At 56.8% G+C, this 23,294-nt stretch carries 30 protein-coding genes and 1 tRNA gene; 12 read left to right on the plus strand and 19 right to left on the minus strand.

Translation table 11 applies throughout. The features are described from left to right. Positions 1–32 precede the first annotated feature (32 nt). Both infC and thrS read right to left on the minus strand, forming a co-directional pair. Entirely contained in the window at positions 33–584 is a 552-nt protein-coding gene (gene infC / locus ACMXYI_RS27260; RefSeq protein WP_169857083.1) for a translation initiation factor IF-3, read from the minus strand. After that, positions 584–2,506: a threonine--tRNA ligase gene (thrS, locus tag ACMXYI_RS27265; protein WP_415770059.1), complete on the minus strand. Its 1,923-nt coding sequence runs from the start codon at positions 2,504–2,506 to the stop codon at positions 584–586. The genes infC and thrS overlap by 1 nt, the downstream gene beginning before the upstream one ends. Before the next feature lie 374 nt (positions 2,507–2,880). On the opposite strand from thrS, the gene ACMXYI_RS27270 reads away from it, so the two are divergent. Together ACMXYI_RS27270 and ACMXYI_RS27275 are read left to right on the plus strand one after the other, a co-directional pair. Then, a complete protein-coding gene (locus ACMXYI_RS27270; protein WP_347802706.1) occupies positions 2,881–3,183 on the plus strand; it encodes a hypothetical protein in 303 nt (100 codons plus the stop codon). 292 nt (positions 3,184–3,475) lie between these two features. Beyond that, positions 3,476–3,688 carry a cold-shock protein gene (locus tag ACMXYI_RS27275; RefSeq protein ID WP_007905882.1) on the plus strand — a complete coding sequence of 71 codons (213 nt, stop codon included), beginning with the start codon at positions 3,476–3,478 and terminating at the stop codon, positions 3,686–3,688. Positions 3,689–3,760: 72 nt separating this feature from the next. Here ACMXYI_RS27275 and ACMXYI_RS27280 read toward each other — a convergent pair whose 3' ends face one another. Both ACMXYI_RS27280 and ACMXYI_RS27285 read right to left on the minus strand, forming a co-directional pair. Next, entirely contained in the window at positions 3,761–4,081 is a 321-nt protein-coding gene (locus ACMXYI_RS27280) for an I78 family peptidase inhibitor (protein WP_415770060.1), read from the minus strand. Between the two features lie 166 nt (positions 4,082–4,247). Beyond that, on the minus strand, positions 4,248–4,553 hold the full coding sequence (locus ACMXYI_RS27285; protein WP_415770061.1) for a hypothetical protein: 306 nt from the start codon (positions 4,551–4,553) through the stop codon (positions 4,248–4,250). Positions 4,554–4,685: 132 nt separating this feature from the next. Here ACMXYI_RS27285 and ACMXYI_RS27290 point away from each other — a divergent pair, with 132 nt between their 5' ends. Next, on the plus strand, positions 4,686–4,898 hold the full coding sequence (locus ACMXYI_RS27290) for a hypothetical protein (protein WP_033061806.1): 213 nt from the start codon (positions 4,686–4,688) through the stop codon (positions 4,896–4,898). Positions 4,899–4,930: 32 nt separating this feature from the next. Here ACMXYI_RS27290 and ACMXYI_RS27295 read toward each other — a convergent pair whose 3' ends face one another. From ACMXYI_RS27295 to ACMXYI_RS27330, 8 genes are all read right to left on the minus strand, one after another. Continuing rightward, complete coding sequence (locus tag ACMXYI_RS27295; protein ID WP_415770062.1) at positions 4,931–5,959, minus strand: nucleoside hydrolase; 1,029 nt, start codon at positions 5,957–5,959, stop codon at positions 4,931–4,933. Between the two features lie 43 nt (positions 5,960–6,002). Then, on the minus strand, positions 6,003–6,407 hold the full coding sequence (gene rbsD / locus ACMXYI_RS27300) for a D-ribose pyranase (protein WP_415770064.1): 405 nt from the start codon (positions 6,405–6,407) through the stop codon (positions 6,003–6,005). Further along, the gene (rbsK, locus tag ACMXYI_RS27305) at positions 6,404–7,321 is read right to left on the minus strand and encodes a ribokinase (RefSeq protein WP_415770065.1); all 918 of its coding nucleotides are present in this window, start codon (positions 7,319–7,321) and stop codon (positions 6,404–6,406) included. The genes rbsD and rbsK overlap by 4 nt, the downstream gene beginning before the upstream one ends. A 24-nt stretch (positions 7,322–7,345) precedes the next feature. Next, positions 7,346–8,365 (minus strand): LacI family DNA-binding transcriptional regulator, encoded by a 1,020-nt coding sequence (locus ACMXYI_RS27310; RefSeq protein ID WP_415770067.1) that lies wholly within the window; start codon positions 8,363–8,365, stop codon positions 7,346–7,348. 3 nt (positions 8,366–8,368) lie between these two features. Continuing rightward, positions 8,369–9,346, minus strand: coding sequence for an ABC transporter permease (locus ACMXYI_RS27315; RefSeq protein WP_008145645.1), 978 nt, complete (start codon positions 9,344–9,346; stop codon positions 8,369–8,371). Then, positions 9,343–10,896 carry a sugar ABC transporter ATP-binding protein gene (locus ACMXYI_RS27320; protein ID WP_415770069.1) on the minus strand — a complete coding sequence of 518 codons (1,554 nt, stop codon included), beginning with the start codon at positions 10,894–10,896 and terminating at the stop codon, positions 9,343–9,345. Before ACMXYI_RS27320 ends, ACMXYI_RS27315 begins: the two co-directional genes overlap by 4 nt. A gap of 56 nt (positions 10,897–10,952) precedes the next feature. Continuing rightward, positions 10,953–11,906 carry a sugar ABC transporter substrate-binding protein gene (locus ACMXYI_RS27325; protein WP_415770071.1) on the minus strand — a complete coding sequence of 318 codons (954 nt, stop codon included), beginning with the start codon at positions 11,904–11,906 and terminating at the stop codon, positions 10,953–10,955. 196 nt (positions 11,907–12,102) lie between these two features. Next, positions 12,103–12,564, minus strand: a complete 462-nt coding sequence (locus ACMXYI_RS27330; protein ID WP_415770072.1) for a hypothetical protein — start codon at positions 12,562–12,564, stop codon at positions 12,103–12,105. A gap of 349 nt (positions 12,565–12,913) precedes the next feature. Here ACMXYI_RS27330 and ACMXYI_RS27335 point away from each other — a divergent pair, with 349 nt between their 5' ends. The 3 genes from ACMXYI_RS27335 to ACMXYI_RS27345 all read left to right on the plus strand — a co-directional run bounded on the left by ACMXYI_RS27335 (position 12,914) and on the right by ACMXYI_RS27345 (position 15,156). Then, positions 12,914–14,002: an asparaginase gene (locus tag ACMXYI_RS27335; RefSeq protein WP_415770074.1), complete on the plus strand. Its 1,089-nt coding sequence runs from the start codon at positions 12,914–12,916 to the stop codon at positions 14,000–14,002. Between the two features lie 169 nt (positions 14,003–14,171). Beyond that, positions 14,172–14,462, plus strand: a complete 291-nt coding sequence (locus tag ACMXYI_RS27340; RefSeq protein ID WP_415770076.1) for a DUF1654 domain-containing protein — start codon at positions 14,172–14,174, stop codon at positions 14,460–14,462. 4 nt (positions 14,463–14,466) lie between these two features. Next, positions 14,467–15,156, plus strand: a complete 690-nt coding sequence (locus ACMXYI_RS27345; RefSeq protein ID WP_415770078.1) for an endonuclease — start codon at positions 14,467–14,469, stop codon at positions 15,154–15,156. A gap of 56 nt (positions 15,157–15,212) precedes the next feature. Here the strand turns inward: ACMXYI_RS27345 and ACMXYI_RS27350 are convergent, their stop codons facing one another. Next, the gene (locus ACMXYI_RS27350) at positions 15,213–16,121 is read right to left on the minus strand and encodes a siderophore-interacting protein (protein WP_415770080.1); all 909 of its coding nucleotides are present in this window, start codon (positions 16,119–16,121) and stop codon (positions 15,213–15,215) included. A gap of 100 nt (positions 16,122–16,221) precedes the next feature. After that, on the minus strand, positions 16,222–16,587 hold the full coding sequence (locus ACMXYI_RS27355) for an SPOR domain-containing protein (RefSeq protein ID WP_415770081.1): 366 nt from the start codon (positions 16,585–16,587) through the stop codon (positions 16,222–16,224). A 250-nt stretch (positions 16,588–16,837) separates the two neighbouring features. Between ACMXYI_RS27355 and csrA the strand changes: the two genes are divergently transcribed. Further along, entirely contained in the window at positions 16,838–17,032 is a 195-nt protein-coding gene (gene csrA, locus ACMXYI_RS27360) for a carbon storage regulator CsrA (protein ID WP_007938114.1), read from the plus strand. Between the two features lie 180 nt (positions 17,033–17,212). Here the strand turns inward: csrA and ACMXYI_RS27365 are convergent, their stop codons facing one another. Further along, entirely contained in the window at positions 17,213–17,668 is a 456-nt protein-coding gene (locus tag ACMXYI_RS27365; RefSeq protein WP_415770083.1) for a DUF2214 family protein, read from the minus strand. A 219-nt stretch (positions 17,669–17,887) separates the two neighbouring features. On the opposite strand from ACMXYI_RS27365, the gene ACMXYI_RS27370 reads away from it, so the two are divergent. After that, entirely contained in the window at positions 17,888–18,100 is a 213-nt protein-coding gene (locus tag ACMXYI_RS27370) for a hypothetical protein (RefSeq protein ID WP_403138848.1), read from the plus strand. Between the two features lie 221 nt (positions 18,101–18,321). Beyond that, the gene (locus ACMXYI_RS27375; RefSeq protein ID WP_415770085.1) at positions 18,322–19,020 is read left to right on the plus strand and encodes an alpha/beta fold hydrolase; all 699 of its coding nucleotides are present in this window, start codon (positions 18,322–18,324) and stop codon (positions 19,018–19,020) included. Positions 19,021–19,133: 113 nt separating this feature from the next. Here the strand turns inward: ACMXYI_RS27375 and ACMXYI_RS27380 are convergent, their stop codons facing one another. Next, the gene (locus ACMXYI_RS27380; protein WP_129443068.1) at positions 19,134–19,328 is read right to left on the minus strand and encodes a hypothetical protein; all 195 of its coding nucleotides are present in this window, start codon (positions 19,326–19,328) and stop codon (positions 19,134–19,136) included. Positions 19,329–19,480: 152 nt separating this feature from the next. Further along, positions 19,481–19,741, minus strand: a complete 261-nt coding sequence (locus ACMXYI_RS27385; RefSeq protein WP_415770086.1) for a hypothetical protein — start codon at positions 19,739–19,741, stop codon at positions 19,481–19,483. A 688-nt stretch (positions 19,742–20,429) separates the two neighbouring features. On the opposite strand from ACMXYI_RS27385, the gene ACMXYI_RS27390 reads away from it, so the two are divergent. Then, on the plus strand, positions 20,430–20,561 hold the full coding sequence (locus ACMXYI_RS27390; protein ID WP_415770087.1) for a hypothetical protein: 132 nt from the start codon (positions 20,430–20,432) through the stop codon (positions 20,559–20,561). A 32-nt stretch (positions 20,562–20,593) separates the two neighbouring features. On the opposite strand, the gene ACMXYI_RS27395 is transcribed toward ACMXYI_RS27390, so the two are convergent. Beyond that, entirely contained in the window at positions 20,594–20,887 is a 294-nt protein-coding gene (locus tag ACMXYI_RS27395) for a hypothetical protein (RefSeq protein ID WP_415770088.1), read from the minus strand. Positions 20,888–21,213: 326 nt separating this feature from the next. On the opposite strand from ACMXYI_RS27395, the gene ACMXYI_RS27400 reads away from it, so the two are divergent. Beyond that, positions 21,214–21,432 carry a hypothetical protein gene (locus tag ACMXYI_RS27400; protein WP_415774013.1) on the plus strand — a complete coding sequence of 73 codons (219 nt, stop codon included), beginning with the start codon at positions 21,214–21,216 and terminating at the stop codon, positions 21,430–21,432. 264 nt (positions 21,433–21,696) lie between these two features. Here the strand turns inward: ACMXYI_RS27400 and ACMXYI_RS27405 are convergent. After that, positions 21,697–21,773: transfer RNA gene (locus ACMXYI_RS27405), tRNA-Val, on the minus strand. Positions 21,774–21,956: 183 nt separating this feature from the next. Between ACMXYI_RS27405 and ACMXYI_RS27410 the strand changes: the two genes are divergently transcribed. Continuing rightward, entirely contained in the window at positions 21,957–23,240 is a 1,284-nt protein-coding gene (locus ACMXYI_RS27410; RefSeq protein WP_102615208.1) for an NAD(P)/FAD-dependent oxidoreductase, read from the plus strand. The last annotated feature ends 54 nt before the right edge of the window (positions 23,241–23,294 follow it).

Raw genomic sequence — 23,294 nt, forward strand, 5'->3', positions numbered from 1 at the left:
ACATAATCAGAAGGCCTGCCGTGCCCTATTGATTACTTCTTCTTTTTCGGGGCGATGACCATGATCAGTTGGCGTCCTTCCATCTTAGGATGCTGTTCGACCGAACCGTACTCGAGCAAGTCACCTTCAACTCGCTTGAGGAGTTCCATCCCCAGCTCCTGGTGGGCCATCTCACGGCCGCGGAATCGCAAGGATACCTTGGCCCTGTCCCCATCACTCAGGAAACGTACCAGGTTGCGCAGTTTTACCTGGTAATCCCCTTCCTCCGTCCCTGGACGAAACTTGATTTCTTTAACCTGAATCTGCTTCTGGTTTTTCTTGGCCGCGGCAATCTGCTTCTTCTTTTCGAAGATCGATTTGCCGTAGTCCATCAGTTTGCAAACAGGGGGTACTGCATCGGCGGAAATCTCCACCAGATCCAGTTTGGCCTCTTCAGCCTTAAGAAGCGCGTCTTCAATTGACACAATCCCAAGCTGTTCACCTTCAGCTCCAATTAACCGAACCTCGCGTGCCGAGATATTCTCGTTGATCGGGGCCTTCGGTGCAGCTCGTTTATCTTGTCTCATTTCACGCTTAATAGTAATTACTCCGAATCTGGGCGACCACGCCGGGAAACCGCTTGAGCGAGGAACTCGGCGAACTGGGCGACGGGCATCGAGCCCAGGTCAGCACCTTCACGAGTACGCACAGCGACAGTCTGCATCTCGACTTCCCGATCTCCGATAACCAAGAGATAAGGAACCTTGAGCAAAGTATGCTCGCGGATTTTAAAGCCGATCTTTTCATTTCTCAAGTCAGACTTGGCACGAAATCCGCTTTCGTTGAGAGTTTTTTCAACCTCAGCGGCGAAATCAGCCTGTTTATCAGTGATATTCATGATCACTGCCTGGGTCGGAGCCAGCCACGCGGGGAATGCACCCTCGTAGTGCTCGATCAGGACTCCGACGAAACGTTCGAAGGAGCCAAGGATCGCCCGGTGCAACATCACCGGGTGCTTGCGACTGTTGTCTTCAGAGACGTATTCGGCTCCCAGACGGACAGGCAGGTTAAAATCGAGCTGAAGGGTACCACACTGCCAGACGCGGCCAAGGCAATCTTTCAGCGAGAACTCAATCTTCGGACCGTAGAACGCACCCTCGCCCGGCTGCAGATCGTACGGCAGGCCAGCGCTATCAAGGGCTGCAGCCAGGGCCGCTTCGGCGCGATCCCAAAGCTCGTCGGAACCGACGCGTTTTTCCGGACGAGTGGACAGCTTCATCTCGACGTCTTTAAAGCCGAAGTCGGCATAAACGTCCATGGTCAGCTTGATGAACGCAGCGGATTCAGCCTGCATCTGCTCTTCAGTGCAGAAGATGTGGGCGTCGTCCTGAGTGAACGCCCGCACACGCATGATGCCGTGCAGCGCACCCGATGGCTCGTTACGGTGGCAAGCACCGAATTCGGCCAAGCGCATTGGCAACTCACGGTAGCTTTTCAAGCCTTGGTTGAACACTTGCACGTGGCAAGGGCAGTTCATCGGCTTGATGGCGTAGTCGCGGTTTTCCGACTGCGTGGTGAACATGTTGTCGGCGTAGTTGGCCCAGTGCCCGGATTTCTCCCACAGGCTGCGGTCAACGACCTGCGGAGTTTTGATCTCCAGGTAACCGTTGTCGCGCTGAACCTTGCGCATGTATTGCTCGAGCACCTGGTACAGAGTCCAGCCGTTCGGGTGCCAGAACACCATGCCCGGCGACTCTTCCTGGGTGTGGAACAGGCCCAGACGCTTGCCGATCTTGCGGTGATCACGCTTTTCAGCTTCTTCGATGCGCTGGATGTAAGCCGCCAGCTGCTTTTTGTCTGCCCACGCCGTGCCGTAAACGCGCTGCAATTGCTCGTTCTTGGCATCGCCACGCCAGTAGGCGCCGGACAACTTGGTCAGCTTGAAGGATTTCAGGAAGCGCGTGTTCGGCACGTGCGGACCGCGGCACATGTCGACGTATTCTTCGTGATAGTACAGGCCCATGGCCTGTTCGTTCGGCATGTCTTCGACCAGGCGCAGTTTGTAGTCTTCACCGCGGGCCTTGAACACTTCGATCACTTCGGCGCGCGGAGTGACTTTCTTGATCACGTCGTAATCTTTTTCGATCAGCTGCTGCATGCGCTGTTCGATGGCGGCCAGGTCGTCCGGAGTGAAGGGACGTTCGAAGGCGATATCGTAATAGAAGCCTTCGTCGATGACCGGACCGATGACCATCTTGGCCGTCGGGTACAGTTGCTTGACCGCATGGCCAACCAGGTGGGCGCAAGAGTGGCGAATGATCTCCAGCCCCTCTTCATCCTTTGGCGTAATGATTTGCAGCGTAGCGTCGCTGCTGATGATGTCGCTGGCGTCGACCAGCTTGCCATCGACCTTGCCGGCTACGGTGGCTTTGGCCAGACCTGCACCAATGGATGCGGCGACCTCGGCTACGGATATCGGGTGATCGAATGAACGTTGACTGCCGTCGGGAAGAGTAATAGTTGGCATGGCGCCTCCTCTCCTAGTGGTGACCCCTACCAAAGGTCACGTGGGTTGGGATGAGCCAGTACAAGATCCGATCCAGGCCATTCAATGACGAACGCCTGCCTTACAGCGGCAGGAGCCTTGCGGCCAACCGGAAAACCGAACCAGAGTGACTGGGATTCAAATCAGGGTTATTCGCACATTTGCCGCCACCGGGACTGAAGGTCATCCGGAGCCTGCAAACGCCCGAGCCAGGCATGCTAGCACAGATGAACGGTCGTCGATGCACCGAGGCTTTGTCTTGGGGCAAATCGGGCAATTTTATGCCAGAGTGCTGAACTAGAACCCTGCTTTACCCCTCAGATAACAAGACATTGACCCACAAGGAGCATCCCAGCATGCATCTGAAACGTTTATTCGCAGTAGTCGCCCCCATCGTTCTGCTGCTGCCACTGGCCGCCCATGCCGATTGGCCGAAGGGCGAACGCGAAAAATACATGGCTCAGTGCACAGAAGCGGCCACTCCGCAGATCGGTGCTGCAGCAGCGAAGGCTCACTGCGCTTGCGGCGCCGATGCCATCAAATCGTACCCTGCCAAAGACATCCAGTCCCTGATGGACAACACTGCCAGTGATGCACTGAAACAAAAAGCACTGACCCAAATCTCGTCGTGCAAAGCCGATAACAAAGCGAAAAAATAAGCCCGACAGCGCGCTTTTTGCGCCTGCAACGACAGTAAAAAGCCTCTGAAAACCGCTTTTTTGTACAATTTGTGCAGGTTCTACAGGTTTTTTTATTGTCTTTACTTTTGCCTGAAAGCCTTTTAAAACGGGGCTTGCAGCCAAACAAAGCAGCAAACGGAACGCGACTGCAGGGCAAACAGCACGTCCGGGGGGCTCCCAAAGCGAACATTTCGACTATGATACCCCGGTGTGCCCAGTTGGCCTGAGCAGCACAGCACTACTGAAAATATATGTTTCTTGGAGATACACCATGTCTAATCGCCAAACCGGCACCGTTAAATGGTTCAACGATGAAAAAGGCTTCGGCTTCATCACTCCTCAAGGTGGCGGTGACGACCTGTTCGTACACTTCAAAGCTATCGAAAGCGACGGTTTCAAAAGCCTGAAAGAAGGCCAGACCGTTTCCTTCGTGGCTGAGAAAGGCCAAAAGGGTATGCAAGCTGCACAAGTCCGCGCTGAGTAATTTTCAGCCGCACTAAAAAAACCCCGTCCATGTGACGGGGTTTTTTATGGGCGAAACAAAAGCCTGAAGCGATCAGCCGCAGTTGACACGGGTGACGACCCGATTGGCATCGGTATTCAGGTTCAGGCGATCGGAGCGGTACTCCAGGGTCACCATGTCGGTGGGCAAGAGGAACCGAGCATTCTGCGCGCCTGCGCGAGTACGCGCCTGCTCCAGCAGTTCAGGCGAAGCCTTTTTGCCAATGGTGAATTCGGCAGCCTTTGCCTCACAACGGCTGTGACCCGTGTCAGTCGACGTGACAGGATCTGTTGTCGACTCGGTGGAGGTAGTGCTGCAACCGGCCAGCATGGCAACGGCCAACAAAGTACCCAATGACGCGAGCTTCCAAGGCATGAAGCCTCCTTTTTTCAATAGTTAAGCTGAGATCGTGCGACCGCCAATCTGGCGTTTGGTTTCACAGGGAGTACTAGCACCCTGCCCTCTATTCGGATATGCGGCGAGTTTGCCTGAGCATCGCCCTGCCGTTTACCACTCAATCGTGACTGAATATGAACAGCGTTCAATAGACGTCAATGTAGTCGAACGGCGGATTCGGCCAGTTCTCTTTCAGCGCATTGAAAATCTGCATGACCCAGACCTCGTCACTGGCCGCGACCAATCCGACATAACCGGAACCCTTGGCCCACGTCTCCAGACGAAACAACAGCCCGCAGATATCAGTGCCGCCCACAACGCCTGACGAAATGTAGGCGATGCCGCCCTTGGTGACTCGCAATTGAGTGTGCTCATCGTCGCTGGCAGAGGCCAGCAGCTGACGCACCGCCTCAAGGGTCAAGCCGTCAGGAGTGTTCAAATCGATCTGCACAGCACAGTCCTTGAAAATTCGTCAAAGACCAAGTGTCGCATAGCCCTCCCCTCATGCCTAAGTCGGAGTGCCAAAAGCCGCGCAAAATGGTTAACTCGACACTCAGACTTTCCCGACTTCACGAGCGCCATCATGACCACCGTAAGTATCGACGCCGACATCAAAGCCAAGTGGCCACAGGGCCACAGCTCTTACAGCCCGGGCAGCCCGGAAGAGTTGGCAATCATTGGTATCGATCTATTGGTCAAGGAGCTGGGCACTGAAGCGGCGCAATCCTTCATCGCGCAGGTATTTGAGAAATACCCGGCCGACTACAAGGGCGCTGAATATAACGAAAGGGAGTGAAACCCGCAGGCTGGCGCCTGCGGGTGTGAAGCTTACTTCAGACGAGCCAGACGCTCGGTCAGCAGGTCAAAGAAGCCCTGGGCGTCGCCGCTTTCCACCCAGAAAGCGTTCTTCGGCGCTTTCAGGCCGTCATACCAGTCGACGATGGTTTGGCCGAACGTCGGGCCTTCGCGGCTATCAACCACCACATTGACCGAACGACCGGTGAACAACTCAGGCTTGAGCAGATAGGCGATGACAGTAGCGTCATGCACCGGGCCACCCGGAATGCCGTAGTGCTCCATGTCGCCTTTGACGTATTCATTGAGAATATCGCCCACCAGCTTGCTGGCATTGTTGTTGATCGCTGCGATCTGCTTAAGACGCCCGTCACTGGTGAGGATCTTGTGGGTCACGTCCAGCGGGAGGTAGGTCAGCTTCACGCCGCTTTTCAATACCACTTCCGCAGCCTGCGGGTCGGCGAACAGGTTGAACTCGGCCACCGGGGTGATGTTGCCGCCATTGAAGTGCGCCCCGCCCATGATCACCACCTCCTTGATGCCCTGAACGATCTCAGGTTCCTGGATCAGCGCCAGGGCCAGGTTGGTCTGTGGACCGAGCATGGCGATGGTGATGCTGTGAGGCTTGGCGGCTTTCAAGGTATCGATCAGGTAGTTGACCGCATTGCCCTGGGCCAGGCCTTTCTTCGGCTCGTGTACGGTGACGCCCGACAGACCTTCCTTGCCATGGATGTTCTCGGCATAGATCGGCGTGCGCATCAGCGGCTTCGGAGCGCCCGCGTAGACCGGCACCTCCTCGCGCCCTGCCCACTCGCGGGCCAGCCGCGCATTACGCGACGTCTTGTCCAGACGCACATTGCCGGCGACGGTGGTCAGCGCACGAATGTTCAGCTCTTGCGGCGACGCCAGGGCAAACAGCAAGGCAACCACGTCGTCGGCACCCGGATCGGTGTCGATGATCAAGTCGATCTTTTCCGCCGCCTGGGCGCTTGTTGCGGTAATCAAGGACAAAAGCAGCAGACTCCGAAGCAGGTGGTGCAGTTTCTGAGCATAGCGGTGCATAGCGCACTCCTTGTGCGTGGGACAGCAGAAAGACAACAGCGAGTTAGAACGTAACCCCTGCCACCAGCACGATGTTGCAGTACGGCTGACATTCGCCTGTACGAACAATCGCCCGTGCCTGTCGGCTGAGGACTTTGAATTGGTCATGACTGAGCAGCTCACGTCGACCCAGCGCACCGTCGGCATTTAGCTCATCGAGTGTCGCCAATGCTGAAGGCTTTTTGTCCAGGATCTCCTGGGCCAATACATGGCTCTCGACCTGCATTTCGCTGAGCACAACCTTCAACGTGCTGACGAAATCCGGGATACCGTGAGTCAGGGCCAAGTCGATCAGTTCAACGCCAGGTGGCACCGGCAGACCTGCATCGCCGATCACCACGATGTCGCCATGACCCAGGGACGCGATTAGCCGCGACAGCGCGACGTTGAGCAAAGGTGTCTTTTTCATGGTGCTTTAAAGGCCTGTACGTCGGACAAAGTGGGAATCGAGGGTTGCGCGCCAGCACGGGTCACCGACAGCGCCGCGGCGACCTGGCCGAAACGGATCGCTTCGGCCTCGCTTTTGCCGGCCGCCAGTGCGGCGGCGAAACCACCGACGAAGGTGTCGCCAGCCGCCGTGGTATCGACAGCCTTCACCTTCGGCGCAGGGAAATGCTCGAAGCCTTTGCCGTTGGCAAACAGCGAACCTTGAGCACCGAGGGTGATGATGACCTTGCCGGCGCCCAAGGAGATCAACCGGGATGCAGCGGTTTCGGCAGATGCCAGAGAATCCACCGGCAAACCACTCAGCGCCGAGGCCTCGCTTTCGTTGGGTATCAGGTAATCGATGGACGCGTACCAGTCCGCCGGCAGCGGGCGGCTGGCCGGCGCTGGATTGAGGATCACGGTCTTGCCCAATTCACGGCCGCGCTTGAGCGCATGACCGACAGAGGCATCCGGCACTTCCAGCTGACAGATGATCACGCCCGCGGCCTGCAATACTGCATCGAAACGGTCGATCACCGCTGGCGTCAGCGCACCGTTGGCACCGGCAACGATCACGATGGCGTTCTGACTGTTGTCATCGACCACGATCAACGCTACGCCGCTGGAATCGTCGACGGTGCTGACGGCCTGGCAATCGATTTGTTCAGCCAGCAGCGCCCCGCGCAGCTCTTCGCCATAGGCATCGCTGCCCACGCAACCGACCATCGACACTTGCGCTCCCAGCCTCGCCGCGGCGACCGCCTGATTCGCGCCCTTGCCACCGGAAACCGTGGCAAACGACTCGCCAATCAGCGTTTCACCGCCACGGGGCAGCCGTGGCGCCCGGGTGACCAGGTCCATGTTCAGGCTGCCTATAACCACTACTTTTGCTGGCATACGTCACTACTCATCAATTCTGTTTCAGCGGTATTGAGCGAACACGCCGGCCAGCGGCGCAGTCGACTCCCGCAGGACAATACTGGGCGTCACGATCCGTTGATCGGTGGCCATATCCGGTGTGGCAATTCTTCTTAAAAGCACTTCGGCCGCCATCTCGCCGAGTTGCAGGATCGACTGCCCCACGGTGGTCAGCGCCGGGTACACATAGCGGCTCATCTGAATATCGTCGAAGCCGATCACCGACAGCTCTGTCGGTACACGAATGTTGCGCTCGGCCGCCGCTCGCAGCACACCGATGCCAATCATGTCGTTACCGGCGAAGATCGCGCTCGGCGGGTTCTTTTCCAGCAGTATCGCGGCGGCGTTGTAGCCGCCGGTGCTGGTGAAATCGCTTTCCAGCATGCGCTCGCGGGATACTTCGACACCCGCCTCTTTCAGGGCACGGCAATAACCGGCCAGACGCATCTGCGCCACGCTGGTACTCGCCGGACCGCCAATGGTGGCGATGTCCCGGTGCCCCAATTCCAGAAGGTGGCGGGTCGCCAGATGGGCGCCGTATTCGTGATCGATGCGCACCAGATCGGCATTCACACCTTCCAGTCCACGGTCGACGATCACCATCGGCGTACGCACGCCAGCCAGGCCTTCTGCCAGCCCCGCGTCACCGCCAGCCGAAGCGACGATCAGCCCGTCGATGCGCTTTTCCAGCAGTACGCGCAGGTAGCTGCGCTGCTTGTCCGGGTTGTCATCGGAGTTACAGAGAATCACGCAGTAGCCATTACGCTCGCAATAATCCTCGATGCCGCGCGCCAGTTCGGCGAAGTACGGGTTGAGACTGTTGGGCACCAGCAACCCGATGGTCGCCGTGGTTTTGGCCTTGAGGGACCGGGCCACGGCACTGGGCACATAGTCGAGGGTTTTGATCGCCGCCTCGACTTTGACTCGCACCTCTTCGCTCACCGGCCGGGTCTTGTTCACTACGTGGGAAACCGTGGTGTAGGAAATTCCCGCGAGCGCTGCCACATCCTTGATTGTTGCCATGACTCAGGTCCGCCGGCTTGCGCGCTGACTGCGATAAGTATCAAGCACCACCGCCACTACGATCACTGCGCCAGTGATGATGCGTTTGGTGGGTTCGGTCGCGCCGATCTGCGCGAGACCGGCCGCCAATACGGAAATGATCAGAACCCCGAAGAACGTACTGATGACCGAACCACGACCGCCCATCAGGCTGGTGCCGCCGATCACGACCGCGGCGATCACTTGCAACTCCAGCCCGGAGCCGGCATTCGGATCCGCCGCTTCCAGGCGAGAAATCTGAAACAGCGCTGCGATACCGGCCAGCAGTCCCATCAGACTGAATACCAGGATCTTGTAGGGCTTTGGATTGATCCCTGCCAGACGCACCGCCTCTTCGTTGGTGCCGATGCCGATCAGGTAACGACCGAACACGGTACGCGTCAGCACTGCCTGGGCAATGAAGATGATCAGCAAGGCAATGATGAACGACGGCGAGATGCCGAAGGCGATCGGGTTGGACAACCAGGCGAAGGCGTCGCCGATGTAGGCCGTGCGCGATCCGGTCATCTGATACGCCACACCGCGGGCCATTTCCAGCACGCCGAGGGACACGATGAACGACGGAATCCGCCACGCCACAGTAATCGAACCGGTGATGGTCCCGGCCAGTGCTGCCGCCGCCATTCCGAGTAGCGCCGCAGGCAACACGCTCCAGCCCCAACCGAGAATGGCCACGCTGACCGTTGACGCCGCGAGCGCGAGCACCGAGCCCACCGACAGGTCGATGCCGCCGATGATCAACACGAACGTCATGCCGACCGCCAGCACCATCAAGTCCGGAATCTGGTTGGCCAGGGTGCTGAAGGTGTCATAGGACAGGAAATGGCTGCTCAGAACCGAGAACAGCGCGACCATTGCCAGCAAGGCACCGGCCAGCCCCAGATAGGTACCGAGGCCGTAAAAGTTGCCACTACGTTTGCCGGCAGTCACTGCAGTATTCATGCGAGATCCCTAGGCGCTGCTTCATTGAGCAACGCATCACGTTTTTGGTAGCCGGCGAACGCGGCGGCAAGCAAATCATCCTGGGTCCAGCTGTCACGCTCAAAGGTGTCGATCAGACGTCCCGCCGAGAGCACGCCGATGCGGTCGCAGATCAACATCAGTTCACGCAGGTCGCTGGACACCACCACGAGCGCTTTGCCTTGACGGGTCAGCTCACCGAGCAAGGCATAAATGTCAAACTTGGCGCCGACGTCGATGCCTCGCGTTGGCTCGTCGAACAGCATCACCGAGCAATCACGCTCAAGCCACCGGCCGATCACGACTTTCTGCTGGTTGCCGCCGGACAGTTCCGACACAAGTTGCGTCGGGCTGGAGCTGCGGATGCGCATGGCGTCGATCTGACGCTGGGCCAGCGCCATCTCGTCACCATTGTTGACGAAGCCACCGCTGGAAATCACCGGCATATTGCCCAAGGCAATATTCGCGCTGATCGATTGGGTCAGCAGCAAGCCTTCGCCCTTGCGGTCTTCAGTGATCAGGGCGATGCCATGACCGACCGCGTCAGCCGGCGAGCGGATACTGACAACCTGTGCTGGCGAACCGAGCGCAACCGTGCCGCTGTCTGCTGGATCAGCACCGAAGATCAAGCGCAGCAACTCGGTGCGCCCTGCCCCTATCAATCCGGAAATCCCATAGATTTCGCCAGCACGCACTTCGAAGGACACGTCGCGAACCTTGTCGGAGCGGGTCAGCCCTTTGACCGTCAAGGCTGGAGCGCCGATCTTGCGCGGGCCCATGTCGATGTGTTCGCCGAGTTCACGACCGACCATCAGCGTCACCAGTTGCTCGCTGTTGTAATTGGCCATCGGCTCGACGCAAACCAGGTTGCCATCGCGCAGTACCGCAATACGCTGGGCGACCCGCGCCAGTTCTTCGAGACGGTGCGAGATATAGATGATCGACACGCCGCGAGCTTGCAGACGAGTGATCTGCTCGAACAGCATCTCGACTTCACGGTTCGTCAGCATTGCGGTCGGTTCGTCGAGGATCAGCACGTGGCAATCGCCGATCAGGTTGCGGGCGATCTCCACCATTTGCTGGTGACCGATGCCCAATTCGCCCACCAGTGTGTCCGGGTCAATCGCGTCGAGGCCGACCTGGGCCATGGCTTCGATCGCTGCCTTGCGCAATTGCCTGCGACTGATCCAGCCGCCCTTGCTGGGCAGGTTGTCGAGAAACAGGTTTTCCGCCACCGACAGGGTCGGCAACAGATTGAGTTCTTGCATCACCATGCGGATGCCGAGGTCTTCGGCCTGAGTGCGGCTTGCTGGGCGGTAATCCTGCCCCTGGAATTGCATGTGGCCGGTGGTCGGTGTGACCAGCCCGCCAATGATCTTCGACAGCGTGCTTTTTCCCGCGCCGTTTTCGCCGGTCAGCGCCAGCACTTCACCGCGCATCAGCGTCAGGTCGATGCCGGTCAGGACCGGTTGGGCGTAGGTCTTACCGATACCGCTGACCGAGAGGACAGCGTTCGGGGCGGAAACTGACATAAAAACTCTCCATGCGCTCGCCCCGACGGGCGAGCACCGTTGTGTCGCCAGAAGGACTACTTGGTGACCAGCTCTACCGGAGTTTCGATCACGCCATTGGTGCCGCTGTCGACTTTCTCACCTTTGATGATCTTCAGTGCTGTCTCGATGCCGAATACAGCTTGCTTGGCTGCAAACTGGTCAGCGGTGGCCAGAACACGGCCATCCTTGAGCATTGGCTTGATGGCGTTGATGTTGTCGTAACCGACCACTTGCACCTTGCCGGCCTTGCCCGCTGCACGCACGGCGGATACTGCGCCGACGGCCATGCTGTCGTTGCCGGCCAGCAGGGCTTTGACTTGCGGGTATTCGCTGAGGATCGAGGCAGCTACCTTGTTGCCTTTGTCGATTTCCCAGTCACCGGACTGCAAGGACACGACCTTGATCTGCGCCGCTTCCATTGCATCCTTGAAGCCGGCGGTTCTTTGCTGTGCGTTGGTGGTGGTTGAAACGCCTTCGATGATGCCGACTTCGTCTCCGGCCTTCAGTTGCTTGGCCAGGTACTCGCCCACCAGACGCGCGCCTTTGCGGTTATCCGGGCCTACGAACGGTACGGTGATATTTTTGCTTTTGACCACAGCCGGGTCCAGCTGGTTGTCGATGTTGATCACGGTGATACCGGAATCGATGGCTTTCTTGATCACAGGAACCATGGCCTTGGAGTCAGCCGGCGCGATGACCAGCGCATTGACCTTGGCCAGAATCATTTGCTCGACGATGCGTGTCTGGCCAGCCGTGTCGGTTTCGTCTTTGATGCCGTTGGAGATCAGCTCGAAATCGCCGGAGTGGTCTTTCTGATAGGCCTTGGCACCGTCTTCCATCGTCAGGAAGAATTCATTGGCCAGGGATTTCATGACCAGCGCGACTTTGGGTTTTTCAGTCTCGGCAAAGGCCGAAGAGACAGGTAACGCGACGGATGCGGCAGCCAGCATAGCGACAGCGAGAAGACGTCCAGCGAATGGCAGCTTCATGGGTTCACTCCGATCTTATGATTATTGTGAGCAACGCTTGCGCTGGCGTAGGCTTCATTGCGCTCACTGATGGATAACCACCGGGAGTAACGCGCAAACGTTTGCGTAGACCGAACTATGCGAACCCTGCCGACATTTGTCAACGAGCATAAACGACCATTTATTTGAACTGGCTGACAAAAGCCGGGCATTCAAGTCATGCCGTGGTGTTGACCACCGCTCCGGTGCTGGAACCCTTGGCCAGTTCCTTGACCAGGGCGGCGGACACTTCCAGCAAGGCGCTACTGGTGTCGGCGATCTGTCCTTGAACTGCCATGACCACAGTGGCCTTGGCTTCCGGTGTCGGATAAGACGCCGCCTGAGCTGCGGCTAATTGTTGCTGTTGCTCGCGCAGTTGCTGTTGTAGCTCTTGCATGCGTTTGAGCAGGACTTTCACTGCCACACTCTGGCTGCTCTCGTCTGGGGTTTCGGTCTGCGCGCCCGCGCTTTTATCCAGCCCCAAAGGGCCAGTCTTGACTTGGTTGTCGTCGCCTTCTTTCGTGCCCAGCGTCTTATCGGCAGCCTCTGCGGTGGCGTCGTTCAACGCCCGGATCGTAGCGGCGGACTTGCCACCAATGGTGACGCCTGCGGAGTTTGGGATACCAATGGATAACGACATGTGAACTCCTGAGTAGAAAGATCCTTTAAAGGAACATCGACCGAAGCACGGGTTTCTTTAGCACTGATTCGCAATCTTGCAAGGCGATTAGATCTACAGAGGTCGTAGTACTTTTCGGAGAGCCGAACACAAACGCTCAACGCGTTCGGAAACCCGGACAACAGACTGTGTAATCATTCTGGCCACTCAAATAAATACTGATACAAATCATCAGGTTAAAAGTTTTCCTCGTTCAAAGTACGACTGGTACAGATCCTGCTCTTCTTATTCACCCCAAGCGTTCAGATCCGCCTGGGGCGCATCTAGATGAACCTGCATCAGCACCGTCTCACTACTAGAGAGAAAAATAATGACATCTGCTTTCAAGACCTTCGTTCCGGGCGCTTTAGCCCTCTTGCTGCTCCTGCCTACTGCCCTTCAGGCAAAAGAAGTCGAAACCCAACAGAAACTGGCGAACGTGGTGATCCTGGCCACCGGCGGCACCATTGCCGGCGCGGGCGCCAGCGCCGCCAATAGCGCGACCTATCAAGCGGCAAAAGTCGGCATCGAACAATTGATCGCCGGGGTTCCGGAACTCAGCCAGCTGGCTAACGTTCGTGGCGAACAGGTCATGCAGATCGCGTCCGAAAGCATCACCAACGACAACCTGCTGCAACTGGGTCGTCGCGTGGCTGAACTGGCCGACAGCAAAGACGTCGACGGCATCGTTATCACCCACGGCACCGACACCCTGGAAGAAACCGCCTACTTCCTGAACCTGGTGGAAAAAACCGACAAGCCAATCATCGTTGTCGGCTCCATGCGCCCAGGCACCGCGATGTCGGCCGATGGCATGCTGAACCTGTACAACGCAGTGGCCGTGGCCAGCAGCAAAGAGGCACGCGGCAAAGGCGTACTGGTGACCATGAACGATGAAATCCAGTCGGGTCGCGATGTCAGCAAAATGATCAACATCAAGACCGAGGCGTTTAAAAGTGCCTGGGGTCCACTGGGCATGGTGGTCGAAGGTAAATCCTACTGGTTCCGTCTGCCGGCAAAGCGCCACACCATGGACTCGGAATTCGACATCAAAACCATCAAGAGCCTGCCTGACGTAGAAATCGCCTATTCCTACGGCAATGTCAGCGATACCGCCTACAAAGCGTTGGCTCAGTCTGGCGCCAAAGCCATCATTCACGCCGGTACCGGCAATGGCTCTGTCTCGTCCCGTGTAGTCCCATCGCTGCAAGCCCTGCGCAAGGACGGCGTGCAAATCATTCGTTCGTCCCACGTCAACGCCGGCGGTTTCGTACTGCGTAACGCCGAACAGCCAGACGACAAGTACGACTGGGTTGTGGCGAATGACTTGAACCCGCAAAAGGCCCGCATCCTGGCCATGGTCGCACTGACCAAGACCAACGACAGCAAAGAGCTGCAACGGATGTTCTGGGAATACTGATTCGCCCTCGCCCGACCGGTTCCGGTCGGGCACTGCTTTCACCACTCGCCAACCCAGGCGAGTGGCTCACACCCCCTTCCGATATTTCGATAAAAGTTTCCCTTCGTCCTACACCAAACGGAAAAAATTGCTGTCAGAGGATTTTCTTGAATTTTAAGCAGTTGCGAAAATGCCCACAGTTAAATACTGTATGCACGTACAGCTTAATAAGGATAATTCCGTGGCCAATACCTCTGCCTCTCCTGACTCCTATCAACGCATGGGCATGCGCGTTCAGAAAATCATCAATTCCCCCACCGCCCAAAAAGCCAAAGCCGCCTTGATCTTCCGTCTACCGGACGAGCCCGTGGATGAGTGGGAACAACTACTCGAAGAAATCGACGAGAACGACAACGTCACCCTCGCCTATCGCGACGATGGCGGTGTGCAGATTTTTTGGGTTGTGCCGAAGGAAGATTGAGTCAATGAGTGTCCGCTGGTTTGCTTTGCTGTTTTTGTTCATCACCCTCGGCGTCCAGGCTGGCGCCCCACGCACTTTCAACGAAGCCAAGAAAGTTGCCTGGAAGCTCTACGCACCGCAATCCACAGAGTTCTATTGCGGGTGCAAATACACCGGCAACAAGGTCAACCTCGCAGCCTGCGGTTATGTACCGCGTAAAAACGCCAAGCGCGCTTCCCGCATCGAGTGGGAGCACATTGTCCCGGCCTGGCAGATCGGCCATCAGCGTCAGTGCTGGCAAGAAGGTGGACGCAAGAACTGCACGCGTTACGATCCGACCTACCAGAAGGCCGAAGCCGACCTGCACAACCTGGTGCCGAGCATTGGTGAGGTGAATGGCGATCGTAGTAACTTCAGTTTTGGCTGGTTGCCGGTGCAGTCGGGCCAATATGGCTCGTGCCTGACCCAGGTCGACTTCAAGGCGAAGAAGGTCATGCCTCGCCCGTCCATACGCGGCATGATCGCTCGAACGTATTTCTACATGAGCAAGCAGTACGGTCTGCGCCTGTCGAAACAGGATCGACAACTGTACGAAGCCTGGAACAAAACCTATCCGGTAGAGGCCTGGGAACGACAGCGCAACCAAAGCGTGGCGTGCGTCATGGGACGCGGCAACGAGTTTGTCGGCCCGGTCGACATGAAAGCCTGCGGTTAAGCGCTCGCTGAAAACATAAAGGCCTCGGGTTTAACACCCGAGGCCTTTGTTCGTTTCTACCCGCCCACTTTGTTGTAGCGCCAGTAGCCCATCAGGTTGAGTGACTCCTTGGCAATGCCGCGTTCCTTGATCAAGTATTTGCGCAGACTCGTCACCGCAACCGTTTCCCCGGCGATCCAGCCGTAGAAGCCATCACGGGCAGCCTCGGATGTTTCCCAGAGCATGTCTTCGTCGACATCGACTTCCGCCAGTTCCACCGTTTCGAATGCCTTAGCAGATGATGGCAGAATTGCCCGGCGGACAGCGTCGACCATCAACGAACCCGCGCCAGTCGCGGTGGCGTGATCTCGAATCAGCCACTCCACCGAAAGTCCGGGCCAGTCAGGAACCGGCAACGCATCGTCCACGCTGTCTACTTCAAAAAACGCCTGGGTTATCGGTGGCACGGCAAGCGCTGCCAGCTCATCCAGAATGCCAAGCGCCGCGGGTAAAGCCGTGGCATCGGCGACCAACAACAGATGCTTGAGCTGTTGAGGCGGTTTCCATTCGAAACCTCCCGCGTCTTGCGCCGAAAACTGGCGATCAAGTGCGACGATCTGGATCGGCTCACCCGCTGCTGCATGGATTGCCCAACGGGATGCGGGGCCGGTTTCGCCGTGCAACACGAAGTCGATGTCCACTTCGCCCAGCTCGGCACGCAAATGTCGGATGGTGTAAGTACGCATCGCCGGGCGCTGGGCAACCGGCATCGAGCGGTAACGTGCGTACCAGCCATCGCCATGAGAGAGCCTGGCAGGCGAACCGTCCACAGCCGGAAAGAACAGCTTCACGCGCTGATCCGGTGCCCTGGTCGCCATTTCGGTAACCATCGGACCGGCCAGAGTGACGCGCATCAAATGAGGACTCAGCGCCTTTTTGCGCCGCAGGACTGCATCGAATATTTTGTAAGGGGTGGCGGAGGCCATGGGGGGAACTCCTAGTGGGAATCGACAGTGACTACGTTAGAAACGAGTCAATGTGGATCCCCTTTAAGGCGTTCCGTCGAAAGCTCCCTGGAAAAGACCGTTACTGGGTCACTGGATGTTCGACAACCAGTAACTCGATGTTCTGTTTCTTCGCCCGGGTGAGCGCCGCGCGCACTTCTGTCTGTTTGGCCTCGGCCTCGGCTTTCGAACTGAATGGCCCGAGCAGAATCCGGGTTTTTCCATTTTCCTTGACGATATTGGAAACAAAACTGTGCTCAATCAGCCAGCCGCTCAAATCGCTGACCGCCTGAGGTGTTTCGCCTCGAACTTCGAGATCCCATTGTGGTGCGGATACCACCGAAGGTGCAGCCACTGCTGCCGATTGCGGCTTTTGCGCCTCAACACTCTTGCCCTCACCGCATCCCGCCAGCGCCAGTACCGCGATTACCAAGAACATTTTGCGCACAACGCTTCCCTCAGAATGCTTAAAGCGGCGATTTTAGCATCCATGAATACTTCCCGAGTGCCGCAAAATGGGCTCAAAACAACGAGAATGATGGTTGCGGCCTCTGTATAGTTACGCCTTGGGAATTAATGCAGCATCTGCGCGTCAGAAAGAGGCACCCAAACCGTGAGACTTCGCACTAATCTATACATACCACCGACCTCTGCACTGTCCGAATCAGGTGCCCTACAAAGCAATCAAGGAGAAGACCATGCTGATACTCACCCGCAAAGTCGGTGAAAGCATAAATATTGGTGATGACATTACAATCACCATTCTGGGCGTTAGCGGCCAGCAAGTCAGAATTGGCATCAATGCCCCGAAAGACGTTGCGGTTCATCGCGAAGAAATCTATCAGCGCATTCAGGCTGGCCTCACCGCTCCAGACAAACCGCAGACCCCCTGAATCCTGCTGCAGTCAGTAGCCAGCCCGTTCGTTACAGCGCAATGGCTGGCTAAAGATTCATGCTCGGCATTTTGCTGGGCCCTCGCCTCCCCCCCACATTACGTGAAGCCGATGCTACCGGCTTCGGCCAGGCCGTGGCTGTCAGATCATTCGCTTTAACCCCGACGAATCACGCCGTTATTAGCCGAAGGTCACACCGCGCGCCATACCGGTGGCCGCAATCACCATCAACATCAACAACAGCGCTTCGATATGGCTGATGCGTGCAAACAGGCTGGCTCGGCCCTGGTCAATCGAAGCGCCCCTGCCCATGGCGATCCGCCACTTGATCAAGGTGATCATTGGTGCCACTTCAAGCAGCAGAATGATCACGAACAGCGTCATCTTCAGATGGAATAACGGCTGATGAAGGTAATAGTCGGTGCCTTTTTCGTACCCACCGAAGGCCCGCATCAAACCTGTGATCAGCAAAATACCCGCACAGATGCCCCATACGTTATCGGCAACCAGCACGCTGCGAACCTGCGCCGTTCCGGCGGCCAGGCGGCTTAACGCCGTCCCTCGGGTGAGCACCGCCCAGAGGCCCAAGGCAACAGCCAAGAGGTGGATCGCCGCAAGAAACCAGTGAAACAGCATAGGGATGCTCCTGACAGGGGTAAGGAAACGGGCTTGTCAGTAGTAGTCCAAAATCTGGAAATCTGCCTGCCAGACACCCACAGGCTGAGGGCGATTTTTCGAAGCATGCCTGCTCAGGCGGCAAGACATGACTGGCGAACAGCCAGCTATCTCCCTATCATGCCGCCCACTGGCCCTTGCGTAAGGAGCCAGAGGATAAACATTCAAAAGGGAATAGACGTGAAAGAGTTCGTAATTGGCGTAAACAACGTAGTTCTGTACGTCGCACTGGCCGTTATCTGGATCGCCGCAGTGGTCATGATCTTCGTTCAGGGCTTCTGGTCCGGAGCAGCCGTTTTCATTACCGGCACCCTGACGTGGTGCATCATCTCCGGCTTCTGGTTTGTACAGTCGGCGACTTATGAAGAACTGAAGAAGTTGAACGCCAGGTAAGATTGGTTTTAGTTGGTTGGACCTACCACGCAGGTCCGACGCTGTTGAGATGAATCACGCCAGTAGTGATTCATGCTCTTCATGCAACATTTGTAACGAGGGGGCAATCCCCTCGTTACTGTGCCTGAAGACATCCACCGCTGAATCGATGATGAAATTGGTGCGGGGGCTTTCGGGGCGGTATCGACGGCAGAATGACCGCTCCCCCAAGGACGGAACACATGAATCGATCAACTCCCACGCTGGTTCTGCTACCTGGAATGGATGGAACAGGTGAATTGTTCGCAACCTTTGCATCCATCATGGAGCGCGAATTCGATACGCTAATCATCACCTATCCCTCCAATACTCCGCTGAACTACACAGCGCTGGAGTCGCTCGTCCGAGAGTCGCTGCCAACCGACCGCCCATTCGTGCTGCTGGGTGAATCCTTCTCGGGACCGATCGCTATTTCTCTGAGCGCCAGGCAACTCCCCCAGCAGGTGGGACTCGTGCTGTGCAGCACATTCGCACGCAATCCAATCAGTCACTTGAGTTTTTTGCTAGGCGCACTGCCGTTCAGCCTTGCACCTGTCGGATGGATCAGCAAAGTATTACTCGGCCGGTTTTCCACGAGAGCCCTGCGCGCAGCTCTACGCCAGGCCATCACTCAAGTGAGCCCTTCGGTAATGCGCTCACGACTACGATCGGTTCTTACCGTAGACGTATCCGCCAAGCTCGCCCAAGTCAGCGTACCGACTATTTACCTTCGCGCTAAGCATGATTCGGTGGTTCCCGGGACAGCGTCTGCGCTTATCTCTTCAATGAACCGTGATACACGAATCATTGAAATCGAAGCACCGCACTGTCTACTTCAGGTTGCGCCTGAAGAGGCGGCCGGATACATCCGAAGTTTTTTGAAAACGCTGGAAAGTATTTGAGGTTCTCGGTGTTAAAGACGACCTAACCCATGCGTCTGCCCTGCCTGACTGCAAGCGCTGCACCGCTACCGAGCCCCAGATGTGAAGAGCCCAGCGCGATGGCTGGGCTCTGGTTATTTTCTGTTTTCCATCATCTTGTCGGCGAGAGCTTTGGCCCTTTCAATCAACAGGTTCTGCCTGTCTTCATGAGTAGCCCCTCCTACGACCGGTGCCGTCAAATTGCTTTCCGCAATCAACGCAGCGCAGAAGTATTGATCCCAAACAGCTCTGTCCACAGATACCTGCTTGTTCATTTGGTCGGCGATCATATGCGGCTCCTTTTGATGAGGTAGCACCGCTATCTTACGCCTGAATCACTGGCAATCCGTGCCGCTGAAGCTAATCGGCAAACCGGGTGATCATTGACCGGCCCGAGGAGAGCCTGTCACCGCCGTCTCTCGCTAGCCGATGGCCAGCGCATTCAGTCGTCTCTATCGTCACGATCACGATCACGATCACGATCACGACCGTAATTGCGTTCATACCCCTGATCATTGTCACGACGATCATATCTGCGGTCATACCCTCGATCATCGTCATAACCATGGTCGTATCCACGACGGTAATCATGACCTCGATCACGATCTCGACCGTACCTTTCTCCGTCGTCCCAGTGAGGCCCGCAGCCTCCCAGCAGGAGAGAGCCCGAAATGGCCATGAACATTATTACTGCACGCTTCATTTGAACGTCCTGAATGCAAAGGTCAGCAATATGACCGTGAGGCCGCTCAATGATTCACTGGTCAGATACAGCGAAGCCCAGAAGGCCGTAGCACAAAAAATGGTGGACATAGGCGAGGAGATGCCAAGCCGATGACCCCGGCTAGCACTGCCAAGCTAAGGGGGAAGTTTGATGCGGAGTGCAAGCCGTTAATGAAGGCTGCGTGGTGCGAAGTCTATGAAGATCCAACTACTTGTGAGGCGTAATGCCTTGGCGGTATCAATATAGGCATCCATTATCGAGTTCGGCCCAGAGTCGGGCTTTTCGTATCTGCCCTGTCACGCCTTCGTCACACCCACCCTGCACAATACAGCCAGCCAAAAGGATTTGGCCCCATCTACAGAGAGCCCGGCCAAGTGCCGGGTTTTTTCGTTCCTTCGACATGCTTTTCACGAAGCACTCACAGAACGCAGCGCAGATTGAGCAGACAAAAGGATTTGACCCCATACAGAGAGCCCGCCATGTGCGGGCTTTTTGTTGCCAGCCATTCCAGCTGCAAAGCTCCCCACTCCCTCGAATGGTTTACATGAAGGTGTAAACCTTATTCAGGACGGGACATTGGGTGTCAGGGTGCGCAAAGTGCAACGAAAGCGGTGAGAAATACAGCTACTCGGTTTGCGAATGCAAATACCCGCACTGCGCCACTGTCATGCACCTTGAGTCGGAGGACTACGGCGACAAGAGCATGGACTGCGATACATGCGGCGGCCAATTCGAATTGACCACCGAGTATTCCGTCACCTTCACCACCAAGGTGATCGGCGAACGCATCACCGCCTGACCCATCCTCACCTATTGCGCTGAGTACTGTTTTCAAGCCGAAAGATCAGGCCCAAGAGTCAAATCGATGTCTAGCCTCGCCAATGCTTTACCGCGGGCTAACGCCTCATTGAAGCTGTTGTACTTGGCATTTTCACGGATTGCTTCAACCTGCCTTTCTTTGATCTCAACAGCGATTCTAAGTCCTGTTGGCACAGAATCACTGTCGCTATCCCATTCGAAATCAATCTTCGCTTTAACGCCTCGATGCTCATAGACAACTGGGTACGGCCTATCCACTAACACCATTTCGATCTCCTTGATCCGGCTCCATGCCGGGCTGAACACAAATACCTCACTTCAACGAATCACGCCAGCCGGCGACAACTCAAAACCAGCCCGTACGACTGATCACGTTGATCAGGTGAATAACGGCAACTATCAGGTTTATCCACTCGGTGAGTCGTTTCATGCGATAGAGCTCCGGTCTGGTTGGTAGACCAAGGGTGTGGTTGGTTACTTCCTTGGGTTGGCCCTCACGATTCTCTGGACAATCAGTACCTGAGTAGTGGCGCCATCACCGCAGATCTTCCTACCGAAGCTTTTCTGCATCCTCTTGGGTTTTTTCCAAATCCCCCTCCACCGCCCGGGCATGACCCGGAATAAGACGCCCCATGCTCAATATCTTCTGGCGCCTGGTCGCCAAACTACTTGACCGCCCGGCCGTTGCCGCCTGGCTTATCGCCCGTGCCCAGCGCACTCCCTACCAACACATCATGCCCGCCGACGGCACCGAGATGGTTTTCTGGTCAACGGCATTAAGGTCCCTTGGCGCACCTACGCGGGAACGGACAATTGAAGAGGTATTTCAAAGTGAGCGAAGCCAAAAGTGATTTATCTCGGTCCGGCCTGCGAGGCTGATACTGGTGACGGCAGGACCTGGGCAGAGAACAACCCTTGATGGGGCATGCGGACGAGAAGATGACGAAGCACTATCAGGAGGGGCACGACGAAAAGAAGATCGAGTACTTGGAGGTGGGCGCCGAATTGGCGTTCTGAGGTGGGAGTTTTGCAAAAGTTTTGCAAATCGCAGGCAACAAAAAAGGGCCCACCTTTCGGTGAGCCCTTCTAGACCGCCCAGCAGAGCGGATTTTGTTTGGTAGGCGCGATTGGACTCGAACCAACGACCCCCACCATGTCAAGGTGGTGCTCTAACCAACTGAGCTACGTGCCTGCTGTGAGGCGGCATTCTACGGAATTCCGGAGGGGTGTCAACACCTTTTTTCGAGCTAACCCTATGAATATGCAAAATATTTAATTTTGCCGCTGCAAAGAAGATTTTGCGGTGGCTGGCGGTCGATTTTTATCTCGGGTAGGATCGATGCACTCGTAAAATATATTAAACAGAGGCTGCAGGATGGCGAACACCCCCTACCCGGAATCCTATTACGCCGCATCGGCCAATGCGGTTCCGCCGCGCCCGGCCTTGCAGGATGACGTAGAGACTGATGTCTGTGTGATCGGCGCCGGTTACACCGGTCTGTCCTCTGCCCTGTTTCTGCTGGAAAACGGTTTCCGGGTCACGGTGCTTGAAGCGGCGAAGGTAGGTTTTGGTGCGTCGGGGCGTAACGGTGGCCAGATCGTTAACAGTTATAGCCGTGACATCGATGTGATCGAGCGCAGTGTAGGTCCCAAGCAGGCTCAGTTGCTGGGGCAGATGGCGTTCGAAGGTGGGCGGATCATTCGTGAGCGGGTCGCCAAATATAATATCCAGTGCGACTTGAAGGACGGTGGTGTATTCGCCGCCATTACCGCCAAGCAGATGGGCCATCTGGAATCCCAGAAGCGTCTGTGGGAGCGCTTCGGTCACACGCAGCTCGAATTGATGGATCAGCGTCGCATCCGTGAAGTGGTCGCTTGCGATCAGTACATCGGCGGCATGCTCGACATGAGCGGCGGGCACATTCATCCGCTGAACCTGGTGTTGGGCGAAGCGGCAGCCGTCGAGTCGCTGGGCGGCACCATTTATGAGCAATCGCCGGCGGTGCGCATCGAGCGCGGCGCGAATCCGGTGGTGCATACGCCTCAGGGCAAGGTCAGGGCCAAGTTCATCATCGTGGCGGGCAACGCGTATCTCGGCAATCTGGTGCCGGAACTGGCCGCCAAATCGATGCCCTGCGGGACTCAGGTGATCACCACTGAACCCTTGGGCGACGCATTGGCCAAGAGCCTGTTGCCGCAGGATTACTGCGTCGAGGACTGTAACTACCTGCTCGACTACTACCGCTTGACCGGCGACAAGCGCCTGGTCTTCGGCGGTGGCGTGGTGTACGGCGCACGGGATCCGGCGAACATCGAGGCGATTATTCGGCCGAAAATGCTCAAGGCCTTCCCGCAGCTCAAGGACGTGAAGATCGATTACGCCTGGACCGGCAATTTCCTGCTGACCCTGTCGCGACTTCCTCAAGTCGGACGCCTGGGCGACAACATCTACTATTCCCAGGGTTGCAGCGGCCATGGCGTGACGTATACGCACCTGGCGGGCAAGGTGTTGGCCGAAGCGTTGCGTGGCCAGGCCGAGCGTTTCGACGCGTTTGCCGACCTGCCCCACTACCCGTTCCCCGGCGGACAACTGCTGCGGACACCGTTCGCTGCGTTGGGCGCCTGGTATTACGGACTGCGCGACAAACTCGGCTTCTGACGGAAAGATGCAAAAAAGGGGCAACTGCACAGCTGCCCCTTTTCATTTCAGCTC

Source organism: Pseudomonas lyxosi, from assembly GCF_047758685.1.
GTDB classification, from domain to species: domain Bacteria; phylum Pseudomonadota; class Gammaproteobacteria; order Pseudomonadales; family Pseudomonadaceae; genus Aquipseudomonas; species Aquipseudomonas lyxosi.